Genomic DNA, 21,500 nt, shown 5'->3' on the forward strand with positions numbered 1-21,500 from the left:
TGATTTCAAGGGAGCTATTTCGAGCTTCCGCTTTTTTTCACGTTATTGCCCTTGCTTCCACTTGCATCTTTAGCGCCTGGACCCGTGGTTGGAGCACCTTTTGCAGGTTTAACTGGTTTTGCTGTTTTGTTCCAGCGTGTCCAGCCCTTACTCCCCGTACCTCTGCCCGTGCCGCCACCTTTACTTTTTGCACCCATCTTATCACTCCGTCAGTCATTCAGAATTCGTATAGTTTATACACTTCATCTATTTTACCACACTCTCAACCTTTCTGTTTAAGTAATAGCTCAGCTTCGTCTAACGATACTCAGGTTAGTATTTAGCATCTATATTCATTTCATGAATATCAAAGGTATCTTCATGTATTTCAATGGCGATGACAGTACCCTCTTTTTCGAAAAATTGCACATGCCCTAACCGCTTATCCTCCAGCTCCACCCAGCCAGCATCCTCTAATTTATTAAAGTAGTGGTCAGGTCGATAGAGACCTTGTTCTCCCCCTATATTATCCAATTCGTACTTTACGCCTATTTTTATATTAGGGTTACTTGAAGTTGTCGTCACTTCGATTTCCTTGGCGTTCTTAGGAATAGGAATTTCAGCATTTATGGAAGATACTCCATACTCTTGTACCTCTTGAGTTGATGATGTACATCCGCTTGTGAATAGTATTAAAGGTAACCATATAAAAGCTAATAAATATTTATACAGGTATATCAGCTCCTTCCCTAACTTATTTTACCAAATAAATCCATTAAAAAACACCCCACCAAAGACTAAGCTTTGATGAGGTGTCTATTTCGAATCAGCTTTACAGCTTATCCATTTTATTTAGGCTGAATATAACCTTCTGCTTTCAGAAGCTCAGCGATCAATACAGCACCACCAGCTGCTCCGCGCAGGGTGTTATGGGAGAGACCTACGAATTTGTAATCATAGATGGAATCTTCGCGAAGTCTGCCTGTCGATACGCCCATACCGTTCTCAATATCACGATCCAGTTTGGTCTGTGGACGGTTCTCCTCTTCGAAATAAGTAATGAACTGTTTAGGGGCGCTAGGCAGTTCAAGCTCTTGAGGACGTCCTTTGAAGCTATTCCAGAGTTTCAGAATTTCTTCTTTGGATGGCTTTTTCTCAAAAGAAACAAATACAGCAGCCATATGTCCATCCGCTACAGGCACACGGATACACTGCGAAGTAATCGTCGGCGCTTCACTTTTTACGATGCCTTCCTCTTGCACGCTTCCCCAGATGCGCAACGGCTCTTGCTCGCTCTTCTCTTCTTCGCCACCAATGTAAGGAATCACGTTGTCCAGCATTTCAGGCCAGTCAGCAAAAGTCTTGCCCGCACCCGAAATCGCTTGGTAAGTGGTGACTACCACTTTAGATGGGTTGAATTCTTTGAGCGCATGAAGCGCAGGTACATAACTTTGAATGGAGCAGTTAGGTTTAACCGCAATGAAACCAGTCTCAGTTCCCAGACGTTTTCTTTGCTGCGCAATAACCTCAAGATGCTCTGGGTTAATCTCAGGAATAACCATAGGCACGTCCGGTGTCCAACGATGCGCTGAGTTATTGGAGATAACTGGAGTACCCGTACGAGCATAAGCTTCTTCGAGCGCTTTAATCTCTTCTTTTTTCATGTCTACTGCGCAAAAGATCAGGTCTACGTCCGCAGCTACTTCTTCTACCTTAGAAGCATCTTGAACCATAATATTCTTCACGTTCTCAGGCATTGGAGTGGATAGCTTCCATCTGCCCTTGGCCGATTCTTCATACGTTTTCCCAGCAGATTTCGCACTGGCAGCAATCGCAGTTACTTCAAACCAAGGATGATTCTCTAGAAGGGCAATAAAACGTTGTCCTACCATACCTGTGCCGCCAACTATGCCGGCTCTTAGCTTTCTTGACATCAGAAAATACACTTCCTTTTGATTAACTGTCCTATAGTGAATAATAGGCCGATAATTAATGATATACGGGTCGAGAACATTTGGCGAGTGTTAACATCAAAATAACATTAAAAAATTTAATATTTTCATTTAAACCAGCCTTTTTCCTTAAATCGAGTGATCGCTTCAATCCGATTTCCCACATCCAGCTTATCGAGGATAACAGAAATGTAGTTCCGAACCGTACCAGTGGTAATGTACAGCTCGCTGGCAATTTCTTTCGTATTTTTGCCATCGGCGATCAGGCCGAGTACTTCCTTCTCCCGCTGAGTCAATGGATTCACTTCACCACTGTAGGCTTCATCCATCAGCTCCGGTGCATACATGCGTCTGCCTGCCATAACATTCCGAATAGAGAGTGCCAGCTCTTCACTAGGACTGTCCTTCAGTAAATAAGCATGAACACCCGCTTTGAGCGCACGTTCGAAATATCCCGCCCGGGCAAAGGTCGTTAATATCATCGTTTTGCAGCCGCTAGTCTTCAGGGCTTCTGCAGCGTCGAGACCACTCATTGCCGGCATCTCAATATCCATAATACAGATATCCGGTTTAAGCTGCTGAACCATTGCAACAGCTTCTTCCCCGTTACTTGCTCGGCCTACGACCTTCATATCCTCTTCTAAATCGAGCAAAGAAGCCAACGCCCCGAGGAGCATTCGTTGATCCTCAGCGATTACAATTTTAATCATTATAGGATGACCTCCTGTTCCTGATGTTTGAATGCATTGGGTACTTTAATTACAATTGTAGTCCCGCTAACTCTCACGATGTCCATACAGCCATTTACGAATTCAAGACGCTCTCTCATGCCTTGCAGGCCATGGCCTTTAAAATAAAGATCATTCCCAGGTATACCGGTCCCATCATCTTTTACTTTAATGACTAGATCCGTCCGTGAGGGTTCAATCAGTATAGAGCAAGACTTTGCTCCACTGTGCTTCACAACATTAGTGACGGCTTCCTTTATACACATACTAAGGACATTCTCGGTAATCAATGAGGTATTGGTCAGCTTCGGATTCCCTTCCAATGTGAAATCAATCTCCGCAGCAGCAAGGAACTGCTGAATATGAACCAGTTCATCTTCAAGCCGAATGCCACGCATCCGCGTTACCATTTCCCGAACCTCTTTCAGCGCACTTCTCGCCGTTTGTCGCACATCATTGATCTCTGCTTTTGCTTGGGTAGGATTGGAGTCGATTAGCTTTCCTGCCAAATCACTCTTCAGACCGATTAATGAAAGCTTCTGACCTAATGTATCATGAAGGTCTCGCGAAATTCGTTGTCGTTCTTCAAGCTTAACGAGTTCGGATATCCGCTTATTGGCGTCCTCCAATTGGTCTTGCAGCTTCTCTTGATTGTTACGGTTGTAGGTAGTGATGGGTAGAAGAATCACTGCAATCATGCTAACAAGGACGAACGGAAGCTGGCTAATAAACACTGAATTACGCGAGAGCAGCTCATAATTGATTGTAATGATCGTAGTTAACAGATGTATGGAGTACAGTGTGAAGAACCCCACTCGATTCTGTATGTTCCCGATAAAAAAGGCTAGAAAAAGTGCAAAATACATATATCCGAACAAAAGCGTCATCGTTATAGACACTAATATTTGAACACTCGTCCAGAAATAAACCAGCCACCCCTTAGAAACAAAGGAAAGCACATAACAAACAAAAAATACAGCAATCATTAAGATTCCCCAAACTACTTGGTAGGTAGAGGAGGAGCGAAATATAAAATAAAACGGTAGAATGTAAAAAACGACCCACACATAAGGGCTAAGACCTGTGCTTTTATGAAAAATATGATGCCACTTTTGCATGACCGCTCTCCTTTTTTCCATACATTACTCTCCTTATTCTAGCACAAATTCAGTGAAAATCTGTTGAACCACTACGATAAATAGAAAAAGATTAGAGCCACGAATGATTTCTCCGGCTCTAACCTTTCTGTATACTCCTATTTTGTTCGAACCTATAGTTATTATTCTCCTTGGAGTCTAGTCTTATGAACTTGCAGGACTTCTCCCGCTGCCTTAGGTTTGCTTAGTCTCAACTTTACCTCTTTAAAGCTGATGAAGCACTTATTCTCCTCATCCCACAGACGGAAGTGTAAAGCCTTCAGGCTAGTGCTAAGCGTTATGGTCGTCGCCTTTTGCAATGGTGGCGTAGCATTATGTGCTTTTTCTAAATTATAGTTGGGTACCTTCGGACTTAAATGATGGACATGGTGGAACCCGATGTTCCCTGTGATCCATTGCAATAGCTTAGGTAGCTTGTAATATGAGCTTCCCTCTACTGCAGCCATAACATAACTCCACTCCGATTCATTCTCGAAGTAGGAATCCTCGAACTGATGCTGAACATAGAACAACCATATTCCAAGAAAACCGGATACAAAAGCTATAGGCAATTGCACCATGATAAAGGCTTGCCAGCCGATCGCCCAAATAAGCAAACCATAGAGAGCAGCGATAGATACATTTGTTAAATAGGTATTCATCCGCTCTTTACGTCTAGCGCCTTTAGCATTAAACCGATACTGAATCATAAAAACAGCAATAGGTCCTAAACCGAACATCACGATTGGATTACGGTAAATCCGGTAATACAGACGTTTCCAGAATGAAGCTGCTTCATATTCGTCAACGGTCATAATCCATATGTCGCCAATCCCTCTTTTATCGAGGTTACTGGAGCTGGCGTGATGAATGGAATGACTATGCTTCCACTGACGATAAGGAACAAGTGTTAATACACCTGTGATCGTTCCGATAATGTCATTCGCTCTACGATTCTTAAAGAACGATCCATGTGTACAATCATGGAAAATAATAAAAGTTCGGATTACAAATCCTGCTGCAGGAATGGCCAACAAAAGGGTGAGCCAGTAGGAAACGGATAAAGAAAAATAAGCTCCTCCCCATAACAGCACAAGTGGCCCTAAAGTATTAATGAGCTGTCTTATACTCGCGTTGCGGTCGTTTTTTTCATATGGGGCTACACTTTTTTTAAGACTGGAGAGCTGTGATGTCTGTTTTGTAGTCATCTTTATCGTTTCCTCCTTGATATGTCTGGCTAAGGATCTTTTTATCTATCCTAAGTATAGGAGATAAAGTGTCATCCTATAAGTCATAAACATCAAGTAAAGGGTATGATAAATGTCATACTCATGCCCTATTTTCCCCCTTTTGCTATGCAACCCGTGTATTTCTTCGTTAATTAACCTGCCTCGTATGCTCTTCACGATATTCCGAAGGCGTCTGACCGCTAGCTTTTTTAAAGACTTGAGTAAAATATCGTGGATCCTGATAACCAACAAGCGGGGCGATCTGATATACCTTCACATTACTACTTTGCAATATATCCTTCGCCTTCTCCATTCTACAGTGAGTCACATACTCCAAGAATGTATACCCTGTTATTTGTTTAAATAAAGTACAAAAATGACTGACACTAAGATCGGCAAGCTCCGATACTTCTTCAATACTTAAGTCTTTATAGTAATTACTCTCGATATAACGTTTTGTCTTCTCGATGGAACTGCGTGTGTCTTCCCGATTCACAGGTTTACTACCTTGATCCAATCGCTCCCCAAATTCTTCCTTCAACGCAGACATCATTTCACTCAAGGTAACCAATTGGTGCAGCTTACTTAGTAATCCATGTAGAGACCAATCCGAATTTAGATTCAAATGTTCAAAATGTCTGTATAACACAACAACCATTTCCACGAGAAGACGTTCTGCTATCTCTTTAGAAATAGCTTGAGCTTCAATATATAATGCCAGCTCATCAAACAATGATGACATTTGGTTTCTATTCAAGATACGAATACTCTCTATCAACGAGGTCTCCAGCTCTTTTGGATATTTCACTTCTGTATTGCCTGCAAAGGTTGTTTCCTCATCTATATACACCCCGGCAAGACCATAATAGAAACGTTGATACAGAGCCTTCGCAGCCAATGGATACACCGTACTTAATTGATCAATCCCTTGTGTACAGCGGCTGATTCCTACAGAGCAGCTTAGCTTGGAGTATCTTTTGATCCCTGTAATTAAATGTTCACCTAGTTCTCTTCTGCTCGTGCTTAAAGATCCAGGAAAGAGCAATATCCACTCCCCGTTATGAAAAGGAAAGACTGTAAGTACTCCATGTTCCAGCGACCACTCTTCAACAATATTACGGATCGCAAACAGCCACAGCCGCTTTTCTTCCACACTCCACTGCCCAGTAAGCACAGAATAATCATCCAATTGGACAACAGCCATGAAATATCCACTCTCAAGCTCACTATTCTCCAGCCATTTCAGGTTCTCAAGCGGCCTTGCATTTCCCAAAGTAATTTCAGCAAACATCCGTTCACGAGCTAGCATCGACAGCATCTGAACGGAATGCATCATCTGATCGTTCTCTTTTTGCTCATCCAGCTTCGTTTTCGCTCGGTATAGCATTTCAACCAGTTCGTCATGGTCGATGGGTTTCAGCAAATAATCAAAGGCTCCTTGACGCAAAGCTTCTCTCGCATATTCAAACTCCCCATAACCACTAATAAAGATAAATACCAGCTTAGAATTCTTTGGTAATACTTCCTTCATCAAAGTGATTCCGTCAATCACAGGCATACGGATATCGCTGATTATAATATGCGGTGTAGTTTCTTCTATTAAGCGGAGGGCAAGTTCTCCATTTCGAGCCTCTCCCACAATTTCCATCTGGAGATCATCCCATGGAATAGCTATTTTTAGACTACGAAGAATAATCGGCTCATCATCTACGAGCAGTACTTTATATTTCTCTTCTATCTCATCCATTCCAGCACCTCCATGCTTATTGAACACTTGAGTTTTGGATCAGATTCCAGTATTCCATCGATGATCCCTGCACTAGCTTTAAAGCGTGATCTGCAGACATTTCTTCGTTAATCATTTTTTCGATGACACTTAGGAACATTTTCTTAACTTCAGGTGATAATACGTTATCGTAAGGCACAAAGCTCTTGCGGTTCACTTCCATCATTTCCATCACTTGCGCGAATACCGGACCGGTCTTCTCCGGATCAAAAGCAATTCGAATGGATGGAATTCTCAGGCCTTCATATACAATTCGGGTCTGAATTTCCTGCGTATAAAAAGCCTTCATAAGATCCAAAGCGGCTTCCCGTTTAGCTCCATTTAGCTCAGAGGAAAGACCAATGCCTATGGTGTAACCTCCCGCAATCGAAGGCTCCTCACCTTGCTTCAAAGCAGGAAATGGCATTACGCCTACTTCATTCTGAAAATCAGCTGGAGCCGCACTACCAGAAAATAAATTGATATCCCAGTTCCCGTTTAAATACATCGCAGCCTTGCCGCTTGTAAACAAACCGACTGCATTTTCAGTTGAGAGATCATTAGACTGGGTGCTAAAGGCTCCTTCTTTTATCCATTGATTCAAATGCTCGAAAGCCTTTAAATAGGACTCATTCTGAAAGCTCGCTTGATCCTCACCTGTGATTAGCTTCTGGATCAGCTCGGAGCCGGCATAACGATCCATTAAATAATGTGCAAAGATCCCGGCGGGCCAACGATCCTCGTTCCCGAGTGCAAACGGAATGTATCCTCCAGCCTTGAGCCTCAGGATGACATCATCGAGTTCCTGAAGCGTTGTAGGCGCCCCGAGACCAAGCTTGTTGAATATAGTCTTATTGAAATACAACGGTTCAGCGTTTCCTTCGATAGGCAATCCATAAATATGGTTGTCAAAGGTCCATAGATGCAGATCCTTGAATTGATTGGTTAGACCGTTCTCTCGGACAAAATCAGACAGATCAACCAGTCGATTAGAGCGCACATATGGCTCAATTTCAGCGCCACCAAATAAGACAAACATATCTGGTGGCGTGCCCGTAACCATCTCGCTTTTCAGTTTTTGTTCACGGTGAATCGTCTGGTCTAGTCCTTCAAAATTGACCTTCACATTCGGATGCGCAATTTGGTATTTATCCACGATCTCTTCAAAGATAGCCAGTAGTGGCCGATCATGCTCTTTGATCCAGAAATGACGGAAGGTCAGCGTTATTTTTTCTGGTGAGTTATCTTCAATCGGTTCGTGATCTCCTAAAGTAATAAATAGAACAGCGCCAGATATCAGCACTAGATATATCCACATCCAGCCCCACTTCAATAACCACTTCATGTCATTCTCCCCCTGTTTCCTCTGTATGATCGATTATGGCAGTATTTTTGGTATACGAATTCGAATCGTTGAACCAAATCCAGGGGATGAACACACAAGTAAGCCATATGGACTGCCGAATCGGATATTCAGGCGCTCATGTACATTCTTAAGCCCAACGCCGCTGTCACTATATTTCTTCTGGCTGCCTCCCTCGTTATCCCATAGATTCATCATCTTGGCTAAGTCGAAGCCCGGGCCGTTATCTTTTACGATAATGATCATATCCCTACCCATTTCATAGGCTGTGATTTCTATGATTCCAGGGTCCTCCATCGGCTCAATCGCATGGTACAATGCATTCTCTACAATGGGCTGAACAATCAGCTTTTGAGTCATAAACGTTCTAAGACCCTCAGGAAGATTAATAATATACGAAAATTTATCCTCGAAACGGAACTTCTGAATATCCAGATAATGGCGAACATGTTCAAACTCCATTTGCAGCTTTATCAGCTCTTGATTCTGACTAATACTGATTCGCAGCAGCTTGCCGAGTGAGATGACCATTTTACTAATATCTTTATTGCCCTGCAGCACGGCCATCGAATTAATCGATTCTAGTGAATTATAAATAAAATGTGGATTAATCTGTGCCATTAATGCCTGCATTTCCGCTTCCTTTTTACGACCCTGCTCCGTCTGTACTTGCACAATCAACTCGTTAATCTGTGTGCTCATCCGGTTAAAGCCATCAATCAGCAAATCACTTTCATCATCCGCACGATAGCGTGTAGTAATAGGTGTAAAAATCCCCTGCTTCACCCGTTTCATTCCGTTGACCGCGCTGTTAATGCTATAAACGAGCCTTCTAACAAAATATCGGTCAAACAAAATGGCGGATAACAATGAAACCGTACTCAAAATAATCGCAATGTTACGAATTGATATGGATTCCGAAGAGATTAGATTCATCGGTGTAATCGCTGCCAAATACCAGTCTTTATTATGTGAAGGAAGGAAGGTTATGAGTGATTTTTCCCCCTGATAGTTGTCGATGTAATAGTTTTGTTCCTTGACATAATCATTTTCTAAAAAAGGGAACTCCGTGCGCTGCCCAATATGTTCACCGGATTTGTTAAAAACGATATTCCCCAGCTTGTTCACCAGCAGGATATCACCCTTCTTAAGCGTTGCTGCCTCCCAGAAAATCTGATCCAGTAAATCAGGTTTAACATTAACGACCAAATAGCCTATATCTTCAAGAGAATAATAATCTTTGATTACTCTGGCTTGCACAACTACCGGATGACCCGATACCGCTGAACCGTTCTCACCGGGCCCTGACCATACAGGGCGTCCCTCAGCGCTTTCCATCGCACTAAACCAACTCTGCTTCTTCATCTCCTCAAAGGACATCGGTGCATTGTATTGATAGAGCAACCGATCTTTACTGTATAAACTAAATGAAGTAATCATCGGATGATTAATGAGTAAATTGTTGAGCTCCTGCTTGCGATCATAGGTGAGTACAAAGCTCGTCTGCTTGAGCGATTGTTGAATCACCGGTTGTGTGATCGCAGAATTTGTGATCGAGGAGATTTCACTAAGAGCGAATTTGAGCTTTCGATCCGTTTCGAGCAATGAAACCCAGTAGAAGTTACTTGATTTTTTCTCCATAGCGTTAGAAAAGTTGACGTAAGTAACAATCCCCATCAGAATCACTGGAATAAAGACGAGAAGAATAATAGCGAACAAGATTTTACGGCGGAGCTTCATGGTATTCCCCTTCCCCCTGCTGTCTCTGTCCTCTAGTATTCTTCACGAAACCGCCTATTCCCTTGTAAATGTTAAAAGTAAAATCAGCTCTTAATAGCTCCTGAGGTTAGTCCTGCAATTACCCAACGACTAAATAATAGGAAGACGATCAGCAGTGGCAAGGTCGCCGTAAACGTAGCTGACATGATCATTCCATAATCCAGACCGTCGCGATTGGAGAATAACTGCTGGAGCGCGATTTGTATTGTAAAATGTTCTTGGTTCTTTAACACGACCAAAGGCCAGAAGAAGTCATTCCATACGGTCATAAAATTCAGTATACCTAGTGTTGCCATAGCTGGAGTGATAACTGGAATGGCGATGTTCCAAAAGATCCGGAAATGTCCGCCGCCATCAATCCGTCCTGCTTCGATCAGTTCCGTATGTACAGCTGTAGAGATATACTGCCGCATCCAAAAGATCCCAAAGGCATTAACCATAGCTGGAACAATCAGCGCCTTGAAAGAGTCGATCCAGTGGAGCTTGGCCATAATTACATAAGTAGGTAACACACCAAGCTGCTGGGGTACAAATAGAGTGGCAATTACAAAGTAAAATAGAATATTTTTAAACGGGAATTCATATTTAGCAAAAGCATAACCAGCAAGTGTACAGAAAAATACGACCGATATCGTTACCATAGACGAGACGAATAATGAGTTTCCAAGGGCTTGGAAGAAATCCGTTTTATCCAGAACCCGCTGGAAATTATCAAAAAACTGGTTCCCAACTGTAAGCAAAGGGGGTACATGGAATACTGCGCCCCTATCATTTGTGCCAACTACAAACATCCAGTAAAAAGGAAAGATGGACACGAGTGCACCAAGAATCAGAATGAGATAAAATCCTACTTTGCCGAAAATCCCAAGATCATCCGGATCTTTTTTTAATAGACGCACAGTACTCACGCTTTACCCCCTCCTGTATCTCCACCCATGCGGCTTGAAACCAGCATATTAAGGACAGAAAATATAATCGTGACCACAAACAGCAGGACTGCTGTAGCCGCCGCCGTACCGAAGAATCCATTGCGGAATGCCTCGCTGTACAAATAGGTAACCATAGTGATGCCTTCCTGGCGTGTAGATCCCGTTCCTGATTGTCCTAAGAATACATAAGGCTCAGTGAATAGCTGCAGGGCGCCTATAGTCGATAGCAAAGTGACAAATACGATGAATGGTTTCAGTAATGGCAATGTAATGAAGGTTAATTGTTGCCTTCTGTTCGCTCCATCAATACGGGCTGCTTCATACAAATCCGTCGGAATACTTTGAAGTCCTGATAGAAAAATAATGGCATTATACCCTGTCCAGCGCCACATCACCATGGTTGAGATCGCGATTTTGACCCCCCACCAGCCAGAGTTGAAGGCCACACTATCAAGCCCTAAACCACTGAGCATCCAGTTGATCATCCCGTTGTTCCCAAACAGCGTACTAAACACTAGGGTAACCGCAACGATAGACGTAATATTGGGCATGAAAAAGAGAACGCGGAATGTTTTCTTGAAACGAGTCATCCCCGAATTCAACAATACGGCAATCAAAAGCGCCAATAGGATCTGTGGAACCGTTCCGAGCAGTCCCATAATTAAGGTGTTGCTAAAAGAAATCCAAAAGGTAGGGTCGCTTGTGACCAATTCATAATTTTTCATTCCTACGAATTTCATAGGATTCAAGGCATCCCATTTAAAGAATGAGAGGTAGATCGTAAAGAAGATCGGATATAGTCCAAATATCGAGAACAGAATAAAAAAAGGAGAAATGAAAGTATAAGCGGTGATGCGGCTCCTTCTTTGTTCAGTTAAAAACGGGCGCTTGCTCTCGGCATGCGGACTCGAAATAACAGGCTCAGCCATGTCACACCTCCAGGTAATCTAACGTATTAAGCAAAAACATCTTCGGCGTCTCTATAAGGACGCTAAGCGTTTATGCGAGATAAATCCGAATTCATAGAGAATACCGTTCTCCATGAATCCGGACCTTCTAGAAATAGAGTGCTTTTATTAGAAATCTTAACTGCGTTCAGCCAGTGTTTTCGCTTGTTTTACAGCATCATCCCACTCTTTAGCCGGATCAGCCTTTTTCTCCAGCACATTTTTCAGTGCATTTTTGAAGAAGGTATCGGTTTGGTCATGAAGAGGACCGTAGTATACAGGTTTTACACGATTAGCAGCTTTACCAAATTCAACAGCCGTTTGTTGTCCACCGAAGAATTCATCCTTGAAATCTACGAATGCCGGATCTTCGTACAGTGCTGGAATGGAAGGCATCAATCCTTTAGTTTTGAATGATTCCAGTTGATTATCCTTGTTATCCATCCATGCGATAAAGTCATAAGCTTCTTTAGAATGCTTACCTTCTTTAGGGAGTGTCAGGAACGCCCCCCCCCAGTTACCAGCACCTTCTGGAAGCTGCGCGATTTTCCATTTGCCAGTGGAGTCTGGAGCATTACTCTTAACATTCCCTGCCATCCAAGCAGGTCCCATAACCACTGCAAATGATCCGTCGTTCATCCCTTGTCCCCATTCAGGAGACCAGAGCATCACATTGCTGATCCAGCCTTCTTGGATACCTTTAACTGTGAAATCATAAGCTTTGCGAACTTGCGGATTAGTGTCTCCGATAAAGCTGCCATCCGCTTTGCTGAAATAGATTTCATCCGCAGATTGGTCACGTAAAGCGTTAAATGTAAGATCAGTAAGGTCTACAAACGGTTTGCCTGTCTTTTCCTTGAAAGCTTTGGCTACAGCTGCGAACTTGTCCCAAGTATCAATCGCTGCGCCGAATCCTTCGGAGTCACTTGGCAATCCTGCTTCTTCAGCCAAATCTGTTCTGTAATACACAACCGTTGGACCGATATCTGTAGGAAGACCCAGCTGGAAGCTTCCATCTACGGAAGAGGCTTGTTTCCATTTCCAATCCAGATAGTTCGCTTTAATATCTTTGGCTCCGAGATCATTTAGGTTATAGAATTTATCTTGTGCATTGATAAAACGCTCCATGAAACCGATTTCAAGTTGGAAAATATCTGGTGCCCCCGACCCCGCCGATAAAGCAGTGGTCAAATTATTATGGTGAGCCGTTTGGTCACCGGTATTTTGAACCTTGATCGTAACGTTTGGATGTTCCTTCGTGTACTCTTTCGCTAGATCCTCGTAGTTCACGTTACCGAGTGTCCAGAAAGAAAGTTCGATTTTCTCAGCAGGCTCAGTGCCCTCATCTTTTGTTGGTTCACTTGTGCTTGCTGCGTTGTTACCTGTATTTTTATTTGTTGATGTGTTGTTCTCGGCGTTGTTGCCTCCGCATGCTGCCAGTGAACCTACAAGCATGATAGCGACTAACGAAAGCGCCAAGTGTTTTACTTTATTCATTCCCCTGTACCCCTTTCAAAGGTTTCTCTTACAAGATTTAGTGTACAGGGTTTATATTCTTTTTTTGAGGAGGCAAACTTCCGATTTATGGTGGAAATATTTCTGATTCAATTAAAAAAAGCCCTCATAAGAGGACTCAAAGTTCATTACCATAAAATTTGTTTTCCCCACCAGCGTTTTTATAGGCTCTGAGAACGTTTAGCATGGCCTGTTTCTGACGTTTACTCAGTACTATGTCTTCCTGGTATAAACCCAATCCTGTCAATCGCACAATTGTTTTCTCGGCATTAGCCATCGCCTTTATCATCTTTAAATCTTTAAGATAAACAGTATCTTCATAAACTTCACGTACAGTACTATAAGAAAATGATTTCTTTATTAGTATTCCCGCATTATTAGTAACTTCAAAAACTTCATCATCTGCTCTAATCTTAATCCACTTTGTGTCAATCTGACGATTACCTATATAATCAACCACATAATGAAGATTTGAGACAATACCTTCTTCGTTTTTTATGAAATAAACGTAAAAATCATTCTTGTCTATGTTATCAATGGTTGTTTGTGCATAATAGACTGAGAATTCTCCAACCTCATCCCTCTCCTCAATCAGACCGGATAATGCTTTATTGACTTCTTCGGGTGATTTCGTGGGTTCCGGTGGTGTATTCTGCACATTTGAAGAACATGCTGATAAAGATATGACAAGGAGCATCAAATAAAGTGTTTTTCTATTCATGCCTCTTCTCCAGCTCTGTAGCTTGCGCGCTGTCATCGGTAGCATTATGCCCTAAAGTTTCGATAATCTTCTTTTTCAATGTCTGACCTCCAATATATTAATATACCAAGTATATCCAAAAACCGGGTGATAGGGTAGGACATTGTTAAGAGACTACGAATGTACCGTTGCAGCTAACTACATCTACAATGCCGTCGATATGAGTTCCACGATTAACGGTTTGTGATTGTTTTCGTTAGATTTTCCAGCAAGCGTTCAAAAATCGTTGCTAACAAACCACATTCAATTGAATGTGGTCTTAAACATTTACTTCGTATCTTTGACCTTCCTTAAATCAATATTTCATACAGACCTATGCCTACTAATAACAATCCACCGATAAGATCAGAATGTTTACCTAGCCAAGTTTTGGACATTCGATTCCCGATTTTCATTCCCGCAGCAACAGTGATAAACGAAAAGGCACCCACTGAGATCGCTGTGAATGTTGCGTTCACGCCGCTGATCCCTGCTCCAAAGCCTGTAGCAATACAATTGATAGCTAGCGCTACACCCAACCACACCGATTCTTGCCATTTTAAAACATGACGATAGCCAGTATCTGTAGAAGTTGTGCTGAGGACGTTGCTCTCTATATCCATGCTTACATTTGAAATTGGTTTCTTATGCACAGCTCTAATACTCCAGATTCCCATAAACAGAATTAAGCAGCCTCCAATGGCATTTCCATTCGCTTCAGAAAAATATTCTGACACATACTCACCTGAGGTTATTGAGATATATGTAGCCAGCATCGACAGAACAGCAATAATCAGAAGCCAACCCAATAATGATGATGGAAAGCCAATGCATATCTAGACCCCCTTAATACATTCATAACTATGTTATGTCTGAGATGGGCGTATATAATTTTGTCCAAATGTGCTGCTCATAAAATGTTCATCAGCTTCATTTATATTGGATTTCTCATGCTTCCACAGGTATACTATTTTTATTTCTAACTTCATTAAATGATCAAAAGGAGTTAAATACTTATGCCAATTAACCGCCCGCTGCTAACAGACAGCGATTTCCAAGAAGCCGTTGACCGCAAACTACCTGTTCGTGTATTTCAGGACGATCATTTGGTAAATTCAGGGGCCACTGTTGTCCGCTTCACCGATTCTGATGTAGTTATTCAGTCGAGGGTTAGCGATCTGACTTATTACGCTCGTAAGAGTTGCCAATTTTATGAGGTTAGACCCTAAAAAAAAGCCGGAACACAATGACCCTTGGGATCAATGCGTTCCGGCTTTTTTCAGCAGACATATGTAGTAGCTCTTACTTAATATTTTTGTATGTGCCATACACTTTCATTTTTTCATTCAAGACTTCCTGAAAACTCTGCTTCTTCTTATTAGCTCTCTCTTGTTTAGGATTGACCACGGGCTGAGGTCTAAAAAACTGATGATTGTAAGCCATAAGATTATGTACCATCACATTCATTGAATTCCAACCTCCTTTCGTGTCGTTCCAGAAATTTCTATTTTCGCTTAATTGCATATGGTTACTTACCCAGCTTCTCCAAAGTTTAATCACTTTTATGACTTTCTGTTTAAACAAATTTTTTGCAATGCGCTAAATACCTCTTTGTAAATCACGAATGTCTCTCCATGAAATAAGTTTGATTTGCTCATTATTAATCACTTGCTTAATTTCAATATCATTTAGAAGAAGATACTCCAATTCTCTTTCTGTATAACATTCCGTTATCGCTATTAACTGCTCTGTTTTTTTAGAAGGATGTATAGTTAACTGGGTTACTCCAGGTTTTAGATTCTTTAATAGATCAGTTAATCTCCTTTTCATTTTGCTGTACTCAGCAGTGGGTTTAAAACAATATGGAAGAGAAACTATATGATCGATTAATAAAATCCCCCTCTCTTTTGCTGAAGAAATTCTTTTTTGAAACAATCTCAATTGATCATTATTAAAAAATGGTTGGTCTAAGATCCTACTAGGTAAATTAAAGGGTAGTTGGTACTTTTCACATAAATCAAATGTTATTTCTATAAAATCTCGCCCTGTGAATAACCCCATAATGCTTCCACCATGACTATCCAGATGAGTTGGATCAATGCCTTGTACTATTGCACTTTGGATCTGCGATTCCATCTCTAATTTAACCTCATTAGCAGCAGCGTTTCTTTCCAGAAGAGTGGCATCTTGATGAAAATATCCTTCCGCCGTAATTAAACTATTTAAATTTCTTTCTTTGAATACTGGTTGATACAGATGTTTCTCGCCGCTTGTTAAAGTTAGATGAATTCCAATATTCTTTATCCCTTTACGATTGACAATCTCCATTGCTTCATTTGAGTCTGGGCAAGGGATCATAATAGATGTGGATGTTATAGCTTTTTCTTCAAATAAGTTAACAATAGCTTCATTAGTTCCTTTAGTTATTCCAAAATCGTCGGCATTAATAATTAACAAACGGTCTTCAATCGCAAAACCTAATTTTTGAATCATAAACCTTCCCCCTATTAATGAATGATTTTATAAAAATAACAATAAGGACGCAATCACCGTTAAGTGTTTGCGTCCTTATTGTGTAAACCGTTCATTTGCTCCCTACAGCAGTGGAGCCTAGAATCTAACGCTGTGATGGAAATCTAGCGTTCCCAAAATCTTTATTACTATGATCAACTTGACCTCTCATCAGTTCAAGCAAATATTCGGGATCAGAGTTCATATCTAACATTTTCAACGCATTTTTTGGAGCAAACCCTTCACTTACACTGTGAGTGATCATGGCTAACAGTGGATTAAAATAACCTCTTATATTCAGCAGCCCTATAGGCTTCTGATGAATCCCAATCTGCATCCAGCATAGAATTTCAAATAACTCATCAAAGGTTCCAAGACCACCTGGCAGGGCTATAAACGCATCAGCCATACCGCTCATAATGGCCTTACGTTCATGCATACTAGAGACCTCAATCAGATTCGTTAGCCCAGAATGCCTGATTTCATCTTTAAAAAGATCCACTGGCATGATACCGACGACTTCACCACCATTTGCCAACACTCCGTCTGCCACCTGTCCCATCAGGCCATTTCTTGAACCTCCATAAACCAGCCTACAACCTTGTGCAGCTATATGATAACCCAACTCTCTAGCCATTTCTGTATATTCTGAATTAAGACCTGGATTCGAACCGGCGAACACACATATTGTAAAAGCCATACCTATCACTCCAGACTGGTTATTATGGTTCAATTGAGATAATTCACTTATTGTACATCAGAATATTAATATAAGTGTTAAATGAAAGTCATCTTTTTGTTTGTATCGTTAATTGGTACAGTTTACTATTCCACTCTGCAGTAACACCTAGTGCCTTAGCCAAAGCTGCCGCTGGAACAAGTGATGTATAACTTACTTTAATGGCACCCTCTTTAAAGATGATTTTCTTGCCTTCTTTCGAGAGCGTCATATCGCCGTCCCATGAGAGGGTATAGCCCAGACTTTCCGCCACTTCCCTAATTGGTACTCTTACACTTCCATCCAACAATATAGCAGACTGTACGGAGTCAACTTTCTGACCATCAACAATTACAGTAACAGGCTTCAAGATAGGAGATATAGTAAAAGGACGTGAATCAAGCGCACTGATTCCAAGTTGACCAAACATATTCGTCCCCCAAGCTACTGCTGTTCCATCCTTCAAAACTGCATATTTACTATTTTCCCCCGTGGCAAAAGAAACCGGATTGCTCAAGCCTTTAATTTGTTTAGGTTTAGTAAAGACCCATTTACTGACGCTTGATGATTGGGTACTCCAAGTCCACACGGTGCCATCTTTTTTAACAGCTACAAAGCCACCTAAATCCAGTGTAAGTTTGGAGATCGGCTTTATGACTGTGATCTTTTGCAGACCTTGCAATAAAGTGCCGGCTTTCCATACCCAGTATTCTCCCTTTTTATTGGCAACAAGATTGAACCCATTTTTCGTCTGAACAGATACAATATCCGTAAGACCCGGCATCTTTTTCATCGTGATTTCGTTATAATTATTGCCGTCAATCGTTCCCCAGACGCTTCCACTCTCGGTTAAAGCCAGAATACTGCGATCGCTCATAGAAACGGACTTCACATGGTACAGATCCTTAACTGGTGTCGGTTTCTTCACCGTTTTTGCATTCTCTATTTGCGGGTTAGCGCTCCAAGTCCAAAGGGTACCGTTAGTTCGAACTGCGGCCTGATAGTCACTATTACCGACCCATTTGACATCACTTAAACCTTGAACCTTGGTAGCAGCAGGCAACGCTGTAAAACCTACATCAGTGGTCACTGGAGGATTCCATTGGAGTACACTTCCATCCTTTCTCAAAGCTAAGGTATTGTTTATGCCTGAAGCTATACTGACTACATCGGTCATCCCAGAGATAACCTGAGGAAGCAGCACCTTGTGCTGTTTAGTGCTTCCCCCATTGGCTGCTTCTGTAGGCCGGAAATCTCCCCAAGCTTTAACCGTCCCGTCTTCGTTCAGCGCTACATAATAAACTCCGCCGACCTCTAACTGCTTCGTACGATCAAGCGCTGCTATGCTATGGGGAGTAATCGTCCACCCTTCAGGACCTGCAGTTCCATTTGCAAATTGTCCAAAAACATTACTTCCCCAAGACCATACGGTTCCGTCATTCCCCAGTGCGAAGGAGCTCCCTCCCCAAAATCCAGAAGTTGCAACAATCTCCTTAATTCCACTCAGCTTCGCGGATGAGGGATCCGCGCTTATCACTTGCGGGACTGACGTAACAGCCATAAAAGTAGAACAAACAACCAAACTAAACTGCCGCAGCTTCCTTGCTAATAAGTTCATCTTGTTTTTCCCTTCTTGTGATATTATTGTAATTATTATTCATCTTACACTAAGACGCTATTAAGCTGCTCAAAGTTGTATAATTTTTAAAACCCGGGATTCAGATTGTTTTGAATTATGATATAATTACGCTGCCTTAGATCTACTCTTTTCAATCGCAATACCGGAACCAAATGATTATGGAGGGAAGTTATGCTTAAATTTATAGGTGTTTTACTGCTCTTCAGATTAGTGGGCAACCCTTTTCTGGCTATATTCATCCTGCTTCTTATCTTGTATTTCTTGGATCGGCGATATGTGGGCATCTTCCCTAGCATTACTAAGCCCTTCAAAAGAATGCGTCAAATTTCCAAGCTACGTACAACTATTTCTTTAAATCCTAATGATGTTTCATCCAAATTTGATTTAGCGCGGAGTTTGGCAGAACGTAAAAAATACAGGGAAGCGAAGGATCTCCTACTCCAAATCGAGGACCGTTATGAACAATCTGCTGAATATTGGGTAGAACTTGGACATGTGAATCTCAAGCTAGGCGCTTTGGATGAAGGCGAAGCACAAATGCTTCGTGGTCTGGAGATCAACCGTAAGGCTCGATATGGTCAGCCATATCTTTGGTTAGCGGAAACTTTCCGCCATACGAATCATGATAAAGCATTACAATACGTTACTCAGTATCAAGAAATCCAGTCTTCTTCTTCTGAGGCGTATTATCTGGCTGGCTCGATGTATAAAGCGCTTGGCAGATCAGAGGATGCGAAACGAGCTTTCGAAGAGTCCACCGCTGTTTATCGTTCACTGCCTAAATATAAAAAACGGCAGGAGCGCGGTTGGGCGTTGCGCAGCTTTTTCGCCAAGATGAAATAAACTTGACCACTCCTTAACCCAAAAAACGGAGATCACTTCTGATTATCAGAAATGATCTCCGTTTTTTTATAATAATTTTTTGGGGAAACGATACTATTAGTTCGTCACTAATTTCCAAAGCGATAATGCCGACTCCGGATTCCAGTTGGTATCACCGAAACTTCTAAATGTCACTCGAGCTTCATAAACGTTCCCCTTGTATTCAACTTTTGTTCCTACAATGTACAACCCGATTGCATTCCAAGCTGCTACATCTGGTAATACGGGTTTCACAAGGGTTGTGACTGTATACAAGGAGCTCTTATCTGAAATATTACCCGCAGCGTCTACAGCTCTCACATGATAATTGTACGTAGTGGAAGTTTGCACCGTTAAATCTGTAAAGGAAGTTCCCTTAGTTTGGGTCAATTCAACACCCTCTCGATACACAACATAATGATCAACACCTACATTATCTTGGGCGGCATTCCACATTAAATTAACACTATTGTGCTTCACTGACATGGTATGCAGCCCCTCAACCATCGAAGGCTTCACAGTATCTGGTGTTTCCACTGGAGGTATAACCACTTCCGGGTTTGGTGTGCTAACAACAATAATATTACTTGAGCCTGACGTGTTTCCTGCACGATCCACCGCAACAATATAATATGTATAAATTTTACCTGGTTCTACAGTAATGTCTTTAAAGCTCGTTGTTGAGGATGTTCCGATTTGTTTCGCTATACCGACGCTATCCCCGCGATAAATCATGTAATGATCTACGCCTACGTTATCTATTGCAGCATTCCACATAAGATCTACACTGCTCGATTCTACACTCATCGTGTGTAACCCCGTTACTGTTGACGGCTTCTCCGTGTCTGGTTGTACCCCAGGTCCTGATTCACCGTTCTTTAGATTCACATCAATGACTTGGTAGAAGGCATTCGCTGTATCATTAATATCCCACACCGCCAAAATAACATGGTATCCACTGCGGTCAGTTGGGACATTTACTTTGTGCGTGACAGAACGCTCAGGCTGTTTACCGCCATTCTCAAAAGTTCCAATAAGCTCTAAATCGGAACGTTTAATTGGCGTATTAGGATTCCAACCTTTTTTCGTAATATAGTAATGCCATTTTGTTGTTCTATGTTGTGCTGTATGATACCAAGTGATGTCATTGACTCCGCCAACCATATCGTGCTTAATCCAGCGATCACTTGATTGTTGATCCAGAATTCCTCCGAACATGCCACCCGCAGATGCTATCTTCCCGTCCGCAGGACCCGCCAATGGGAAACCCTTTGGTGCCTCTAGACTCTGTGGCTCATATTGAACAGAACCCACATTATTCGCTGCACCAAGCTTCGCACGACTTGCTGGTTCGGATACATAACCATGTCCTAACGCTTTATCGGTATCGATAAGTCCTACTCCGGCAATAACCCCCGCAGTAATAACAAATGGAGCAACCTTCTTTGCGATACTGCTGTTCTTCATGCTTACTTTCATCATTCATCATCTCGCTTTCTAGTTGTAATTTGGAGACTTTGATACCGAATCCAGTGTTATTATAATTTTCTGAAAACATAATAACAATAACCTAAAGAACCAGACGACAATGGATAAAAGACCCATGACAATTGAACGAATTAGTAATTCTCCCCGCTAATAATGCCTCATCGAAGCGATTCATTCTATTCAAATATAAAGCCAGCCACCGATAAATATATCGGTGGCTGG

The 21,500-nt window shown here is 41.8% G+C and carries 21 protein-coding genes; 2 read left to right on the plus strand and 19 right to left on the minus strand.

Annotation, left to right across the window (positions count from 1 at the left end; genetic code table 11):
* Positions 1-14: 14 nt before the first annotated feature.
* The 14 genes from ACWNM1_RS09700 to ACWNM1_RS09765 all read right to left on the minus strand — a co-directional run bounded on the left by ACWNM1_RS09700 (position 15) and on the right by ACWNM1_RS09765 (position 14,870).
* Positions 15-197: a DUF3934 family protein gene (locus ACWNM1_RS09700; RefSeq protein ID WP_042187505.1), complete on the minus strand. Its 183-nt coding sequence runs from the start codon at positions 195-197 to the stop codon at positions 15-17.
* Between the two features lie 115 nt (positions 198-312).
* Positions 313-564, minus strand: coding sequence for a hypothetical protein (locus ACWNM1_RS09705; RefSeq protein ID WP_449600817.1), 252 nt, complete (start codon positions 562-564; stop codon positions 313-315).
* A gap of 263 nt (positions 565-827) precedes the next feature.
* Positions 828-1,913 carry an aspartate-semialdehyde dehydrogenase gene (gene asd / locus ACWNM1_RS09710; protein ID WP_449600818.1) on the minus strand — a complete coding sequence of 362 codons (1,086 nt, stop codon included), beginning with the start codon at positions 1,911-1,913 and terminating at the stop codon, positions 828-830.
* A 125-nt stretch (positions 1,914-2,038) separates the two neighbouring features.
* Positions 2,039-2,641, minus strand: coding sequence for a response regulator transcription factor (locus ACWNM1_RS09715; protein WP_042187498.1), 603 nt, complete (start codon positions 2,639-2,641; stop codon positions 2,039-2,041).
* Entirely contained in the window at positions 2,641-3,777 is a 1,137-nt protein-coding gene (locus ACWNM1_RS09720) for a histidine kinase (protein ID WP_449600860.1), read from the minus strand. Before ACWNM1_RS09720 ends, ACWNM1_RS09715 begins: the two co-directional genes overlap by 1 nt.
* Before the next feature lie 161 nt (positions 3,778-3,938).
* Entirely contained in the window at positions 3,939-5,003 is a 1,065-nt protein-coding gene (locus tag ACWNM1_RS09725; RefSeq protein ID WP_449600819.1) for a fatty acid desaturase, read from the minus strand.
* 169 nt (positions 5,004-5,172) lie between these two features.
* Positions 5,173-6,771 (minus strand): response regulator, encoded by a 1,599-nt coding sequence (locus ACWNM1_RS09730; RefSeq protein ID WP_449600820.1) that lies wholly within the window; start codon positions 6,769-6,771, stop codon positions 5,173-5,175.
* Between the two features lie 16 nt (positions 6,772-6,787).
* Positions 6,788-8,134: an ABC transporter substrate-binding protein gene (locus tag ACWNM1_RS09735; protein WP_449600821.1), complete on the minus strand. Its 1,347-nt coding sequence runs from the start codon at positions 8,132-8,134 to the stop codon at positions 6,788-6,790.
* Between the two features lie 33 nt (positions 8,135-8,167).
* The gene (locus tag ACWNM1_RS09740; protein ID WP_449600822.1) at positions 8,168-9,892 is read right to left on the minus strand and encodes a sensor histidine kinase; all 1,725 of its coding nucleotides are present in this window, start codon (positions 9,890-9,892) and stop codon (positions 8,168-8,170) included.
* 83 nt (positions 9,893-9,975) lie between these two features.
* Positions 9,976-10,839 (minus strand): carbohydrate ABC transporter permease, encoded by an 864-nt coding sequence (locus tag ACWNM1_RS09745; RefSeq protein ID WP_094868591.1) that lies wholly within the window; start codon positions 10,837-10,839, stop codon positions 9,976-9,978.
* Positions 10,836-11,789, minus strand: a complete 954-nt coding sequence (locus tag ACWNM1_RS09750) for a carbohydrate ABC transporter permease (protein WP_042187483.1) — start codon at positions 11,787-11,789, stop codon at positions 10,836-10,838. Before ACWNM1_RS09750 ends, ACWNM1_RS09745 begins: the two co-directional genes overlap by 4 nt.
* Before the next feature lie 156 nt (positions 11,790-11,945).
* The gene (locus tag ACWNM1_RS09755) at positions 11,946-13,304 is read right to left on the minus strand and encodes an ABC transporter substrate-binding protein (protein WP_449600823.1); all 1,359 of its coding nucleotides are present in this window, start codon (positions 13,302-13,304) and stop codon (positions 11,946-11,948) included.
* A gap of 136 nt (positions 13,305-13,440) precedes the next feature.
* Positions 13,441-14,043, minus strand: a complete 603-nt coding sequence (locus ACWNM1_RS09760; RefSeq protein WP_449600824.1) for a hypothetical protein — start codon at positions 14,041-14,043, stop codon at positions 13,441-13,443.
* A gap of 329 nt (positions 14,044-14,372) precedes the next feature.
* Complete coding sequence (locus ACWNM1_RS09765; protein WP_449600825.1) at positions 14,373-14,870, minus strand: manganese efflux pump; 498 nt, start codon at positions 14,868-14,870, stop codon at positions 14,373-14,375.
* A 207-nt stretch (positions 14,871-15,077) separates the two neighbouring features.
* On the opposite strand from ACWNM1_RS09765, the gene ACWNM1_RS09770 reads away from it, so the two are divergent.
* On the plus strand, positions 15,078-15,290 hold the full coding sequence (locus tag ACWNM1_RS09770) for a hypothetical protein (protein ID WP_042187476.1): 213 nt from the start codon (positions 15,078-15,080) through the stop codon (positions 15,288-15,290).
* 73 nt (positions 15,291-15,363) lie between these two features.
* Here the strand turns inward: ACWNM1_RS09770 and ACWNM1_RS09775 are convergent, their stop codons facing one another.
* The 4 genes from ACWNM1_RS09775 to ACWNM1_RS09790 all read right to left on the minus strand — a co-directional run bounded on the left by ACWNM1_RS09775 (position 15,364) and on the right by ACWNM1_RS09790 (position 18,908).
* Complete coding sequence (locus ACWNM1_RS09775; RefSeq protein WP_179085705.1) at positions 15,364-15,528, minus strand: hypothetical protein; 165 nt, start codon at positions 15,526-15,528, stop codon at positions 15,364-15,366.
* 132 nt (positions 15,529-15,660) lie between these two features.
* On the minus strand, positions 15,661-16,554 hold the full coding sequence (locus ACWNM1_RS09780; protein WP_449600826.1) for a polysaccharide deacetylase family protein: 894 nt from the start codon (positions 16,552-16,554) through the stop codon (positions 15,661-15,663).
* Between the two features lie 124 nt (positions 16,555-16,678).
* On the minus strand, positions 16,679-17,272 hold the full coding sequence (locus ACWNM1_RS09785; RefSeq protein WP_449600827.1) for an LOG family protein: 594 nt from the start codon (positions 17,270-17,272) through the stop codon (positions 16,679-16,681).
* An 88-nt stretch (positions 17,273-17,360) separates the two neighbouring features.
* Complete coding sequence (locus ACWNM1_RS09790; protein WP_449600828.1) at positions 17,361-18,908, minus strand: stalk domain-containing protein; 1,548 nt, start codon at positions 18,906-18,908, stop codon at positions 17,361-17,363.
* A 192-nt stretch (positions 18,909-19,100) separates the two neighbouring features.
* Between ACWNM1_RS09790 and ACWNM1_RS09795 the strand changes: the two genes are divergently transcribed.
* Positions 19,101-19,772, plus strand: a complete 672-nt coding sequence (locus tag ACWNM1_RS09795; RefSeq protein ID WP_449600829.1) for a tetratricopeptide repeat protein — start codon at positions 19,101-19,103, stop codon at positions 19,770-19,772.
* A gap of 96 nt (positions 19,773-19,868) precedes the next feature.
* Here ACWNM1_RS09795 and ACWNM1_RS09800 read toward each other — a convergent pair whose 3' ends face one another.
* Positions 19,869-21,272, minus strand: a complete 1,404-nt coding sequence (locus ACWNM1_RS09800; RefSeq protein ID WP_449600830.1) for a lytic polysaccharide monooxygenase — start codon at positions 21,270-21,272, stop codon at positions 19,869-19,871.
* Positions 21,273-21,500 lie beyond the last annotated feature (228 nt).

The organism is Paenibacillus sp. Marseille-Q9583, assembly GCF_976954365.1.